The organism is Enterobacter sp. CCUG 70166, assembly GCF_020224095.1.
Classification (GTDB): Bacteria; Pseudomonadota; Gammaproteobacteria; order Enterobacterales; family Enterobacteriaceae; genus Enterobacter; species Enterobacter intestinihominis.
The window spans coordinates 1-2071 of sequence record NZ_NRIQ01000089.1 but is presented as its reverse complement, the minus strand read 5'-3'; the positions used below and the strand labels follow the sequence as shown (position 1 = coordinate 2071).

At 53.7% G+C, this 2071-nt stretch carries 1 protein-coding gene; it reads right to left on the bottom strand.

The window, feature by feature from the left end; translation table 11 throughout:
- Window positions 1–233: 233 nt before the first annotated feature.
- Window positions 234–1775, bottom strand: a complete 1542-nt coding sequence (locus tag CKK19_RS24995; protein ID WP_000050481.1) for an IS91-like element ISCR1 family transposase — start codon at window positions 1773–1775, stop codon at window positions 234–236.
- Window positions 1776–2071 lie beyond the last annotated feature (296 nt).

Below are 2071 nucleotides of genomic sequence, written 5' to 3'. Positions count from 1 at the left end.
CGGGTATAGGAAGTATAAACCACCTTTTTGCTCCTCATCCGAAGTATCTTACCTGAAATTCCCTCACTCGTTTACCGCTCAAGCCCCAATTTTAACTGCCGGTCCAGCCTAAACCGCTCTAATAAGGTTCGATTTGGCGGTAAAATCTCTAGCCTGATAGCTCGAGAGATACAAACTGCCCCACCGCCCCGTTTAAAAGTTGGCAGTGTTGAGCAGTGTTGGATTTGGGGTCGTCAGTCAAAGAGACGACTCTGTGATGGATCGAACAGGCTGGGAGTCAGTGGCGGCGCTCGTTCTGGTGGCAGCTCACGCTGCTTGGCGGCATTCGCCTTGGCTGTTTTCTGTTTCAGATGCTTGAGAATCTGCTCAATGACCTTCGGATCTTCGATGCTGGCAATCACTTTGACGTGACCGCCGCAGTGTTCGCAGACTTCAATATCAATATTGAAGACTCGCTTGAGGCGTTGCATCCAGGTCATGGCGCGGTGGCGCTCTGCAGGACTCTTGTCACGCCAGTTAGTATCGAGACCTTCCGATTTGTCGGGCTTCTTGCCCCGCTTGGCGGGTGTTACTTGAACTCGGTGTTTGCTGTTCGGTGCAAAGACGCCGTGGAAGCGTGTGAGGTTGACTCGCGGCTTAGGTACCAACGCAGCGAGTTTGGCGATGAAGTCCAGCGGCTCGAAGATCACATGGGTGGTGCCATTGCGGTACGGAGTTTTGAGCTCGTAACGCACCTGCCCATTGGCGGTTAATGCCAGACGTTTTTCTGAAACCGCTGGCCGACTAATGTAGCGACACAAGCGCTCAAGCTTATCCCGCTGATGCGCTTCGGCCATCACACCGGCGTGTAGCGAGAAACCAGCATGGTTGGCTACTCGACTGCTTGAGTCGGCTTTATCCTCACGCCCTGGCAAGGTTTGCAGGGTGAAGACTTTGCGCCCTTGCTGGGGGCCGACGGCAATGCGATACGTAACCGAAGCACCATGTAATTGAGTCAGCGTATCGTCTTCGCCCTCTTCCAGTGTCAACCACGTATTCTCGGCATCACGCTCCAAAATCCCACGCTTTTCCATGCAGCGAGCGATGCGATGGCTGAGGGTGTGAGCGAGCGTATTCAGCTCATCGTAAGTGGGTGCCTTGACACGATGGAAGCGTTGCTTGCCATAGTCATCTTCGGCATAGACACCATCGAGAAACAGCATGTGGTAGTGGACATTGAGATTTAGCGCGGAGCCAAAGCGTTGGATAAGAGTCACTGAGCCAGTTTGTGCAGAGGCTTTGGTGTAACCGGCTTTTTTGATCAGATGAGTTGAGAGTGTACGATAGACGATACTCAAGACCTGGCCCATCAGCTGGGGATGGCGAGCCAGCAAAAAGCGTAGCTGGAAAGGAAAGCTGAGCACCCACTGGCGAATGGGCTCCTTGGGGAAGACTTCGTCTATCAGCAGCGCCGCACTCTCGGCCATCCGGCGGGCACCGCAGCTAGGGCAAAAGCCGCGTCGTTTACAGCTGAAGGCGACCAGACGCTCGTGATGACAATCCTCGCAGCGAACCCGCATGAAACCATACTCCAGACGGCCACATTGGAGGAGGTCGTTGAATTCTTGTTGGATGTAGCGAGGCAGGTGTTGACCTTGGGCTTCGAGTGAGGCTTTGAAGGCTGGGTAGTGCTGCTCAACCAGCTGGTAGAGCAGCGTCTGGTCGGGTTGGTGGCGTTCGTAACCGTTTGTTTGAGTGGGCGATTGACTCGCCGTGGCGTTCCTTGCCAGCGACATGGGTATCCTCCGCTGATACTGTGGTTATGTACAGTATCAGCGGCTTGCGTTCAGACGTCCAGTCTGGCCCTAGACATCGCTAAATGCTTAACCCGCAATAGCCCTCACGAGTTGTTATCAGCCACTACCGGTTGAGCGAGAAGGTTTTGGGTTCAGGGTGCTATTGCTCCACCAATCACAATACTGAAGCCCCAACTGTTATCAGTTGGGGCTTTTTCTTGTCTGTTTGCGGCGGTTGCGTTTTATGGCACTGTTGCAAAGTTAGCGATGAGGCAGCCTTTTGTCTTATTCAAAGG

Coding starts and splice junctions, on each gene's coding strand:
- CKK19_RS24995 (WP_000050481.1), bottom strand. CDS start 1,775: ATGTCGCTGGCAAGGAACGCCACGGCGAGTCAATCGCCCACTCAAACA.